A 2,178-nucleotide genomic window follows, 5' to 3' on the forward strand; every position below is an offset into this window, starting at 1 on the left:
ATTTCGAGCAGTTCAAGAAGGAGATGGGCGGGGAGTAGGCCGCCGGTGGCAAAGGTTTCGACATGATCGACAAGGCCCGCCGTTCGCGGGCCTTGTCGTCCATTGGTGAGCCCCCTTCCTCCCAATAGCGCAGGTGGCTCGAATGCCTGCCCGGACGTCCTCGGATGTTATCCCCGCAGGCGGTTTTTCGTCGGGCGACGCCCGGCTCGCCCATTGCACCCCAGAGTGGAAACGCCACTGCGAGCCGGGTGAAACCCGGCCGGCCGCCGGCACCGAGCAGCACCGCCTCAACCTGCCCTGCAGGCGGGCGACGGTTCCCGGCTCGCCCCCACGGCGACCCGCGCAGGACTGCCAGCAATTGCGCCAGTTTTCGCCGAGACTGTTTGTGGTCCGGCTAACCACATCTGTATTTCCCAAGCTTATCCAAGGACATCCGCAGCGCGTCGAAAGATAGACTTGCGATGCACTTGCCGGCTCGATCATCCGACACCTTCAAGCCCGCCAGTGCCGTTGGCCACAAAGCTTTCCCACCGACTGGAGTGCCTGCTTCGCCGCTGCCTGCGACCGCTACGGCCTCGCCATTCCAGGCCGGCGGAAAAAGCCGATCCGCGCGGCTCATGATTAACCAATCGCGAACGAGTGAGGTTAACAAACAGCTAATTTAGTTGACTACTATCCCCACAGGTATATTTTTATATGCGTTGGGTGTGCAATTTGGGCGAGCAAGATCGGCGATGGTGGCAACCAGACGCGTGATCGCGATTCACGGGGCATAGCAGGCTGAGCGGCAACCAATAAGCCGTACAGTACAGCTCCCGCAAACTCAGACGTTTTTACGCACATCATGGGTGATGGCACCTTTGGCTGACGCCGGGGTTCGCCACGGTTTCAGGACTTGGTCGAGCCTTGCCCGACCGGGGTGGTGGTGTGCGTGCCGCGTAAGGGGGAGTCATGAGCAGGATTATGAAGGTCGTGAAACTTGGCCCGGGGGCTGGCCGCAAGGGCGCCAATGCCGATCGTGGCCGTGCGCTGGTCGCCGGTGGCGCGGGGTTCCTGGGTTCGCATTTGTGCGAAAGACTGCTGCTGGACGGATACGAGGTCGTCGTCCTCGACAACTTCCACACCGGGAAGCGCTACAACCTCAACGGCATGCATCGCGACCCGTTCTTCACCTGCATCAAGCACGACATCGTCGATGTGCTGCCGATGGACCTTGCGGTCGACGAGATCTACAACCTCGCCTGCCCCGCCTCCCCGCCGCATTACCAAGCCGATCCGATCCATACGTTCAAGACGAGCGTGCTGGGGTCGATCAACCTTCTGGAGCTCGCCCGTCGCCACAAGGCCAAGATCTTCCAGGCTTCGACCTCCGAGATCTACGGCGACCCGCTGGTGCATCCGCAGCCCGAGAGCTATTTCGGCAACGTCAACACGCATGGCCCGCGCTCCTGCTATGACGAGGGCAAGCGCTCGGCCGAGACGCTGTTCTACGACTATTCGCGGACATACGGCATCGACGTCCGTGTCGCCCGCATCTTCAACACCTATGGCCCGCGCATGCAGCCCGACGACGGCCGCGTGGTGTCGAACTTCATCGTCCAGGCGCTGCGCGGCGAGGACATTACCGTCTACGGCAGCGGCACGCAGACGCGCTCATTCTGCTTCGTGGACGACCTCATCGAAGGCTTCATCCGGCTGATGAACGCCCAGGCGGCGGCAGCGCACCCGGTCAATCTCGGCAACCCCGTCGAGTTCACCATCATGGAGCTGGCGGAGCTGGTCGTCGGTTACACGAACTCCCGCTCGCGCATCGTCCACCGGCCGCTTCCGGTCGACGATCCGAAGCAGCGCAAGCCCGATATTTCCTTCGCCAGGCAGCATCTCGGCTGGGAGCCGAAGGTCGCCTTGAGCGAAGGCCTCGCCCACACCACGGCGTATTTCGACGCACTGCTCGGCGGCCGCCGGTTCGCTGCCGCGCGCAGCAGCCACAGGTGGGCCAGGGAGGCTGCCGTGTCATGACTCGTCGCCCCGTCCTCGTAACCGGTGGCGCCGGCTTCATCGGCAGCCACACCTGCAAGCTGCTCTCGGCAGCCGGTTACCTGCCGGTGGTCTACGACAATCTGAGCCGCGGCAACGAGGAATCCGTCTGCTGGGGTCCGCTGGTTGTCGGCGATATCC

General features: G+C 63.0%; 2 protein-coding genes. Both read left to right on the forward strand.

What is annotated here, in order from left to right; all coding sequences use genetic code 11:
- Positions 1–951 precede the first annotated feature (951 nt).
- Positions 952–2,019 (forward strand): UDP-glucuronic acid decarboxylase family protein, encoded by a 1,068-nt coding sequence (locus EOA33_RS33165; RefSeq protein WP_127407540.1) that lies wholly within the window; start codon positions 952–954, stop codon positions 2,017–2,019.
- A partial coding sequence (locus EOA33_RS33170; protein ID WP_127407541.1) for an NAD-dependent epimerase/dehydratase family protein occupies positions 2,016–2,178 on the forward strand: 163 nt, incomplete at its 3' end. The genes EOA33_RS33165 and EOA33_RS33170, both read left to right, overlap by 4 nt.

The organism is Mesorhizobium sp. M4A.F.Ca.ET.050.02.1.1 (assembly GCF_003997725.1).
GTDB lineage: Bacteria > Pseudomonadota > Alphaproteobacteria > Rhizobiales > Rhizobiaceae > Mesorhizobium.

Bases quoted from the DNA above. Each gene is read 5' to 3' on its own strand.
- EOA33_RS33165 (WP_127407540.1), top strand. From the start codon at position 952: ATGAGCAGGATTATGAAGGTCGTGAAACTTGGCCCGGGGGCTGGCCGC.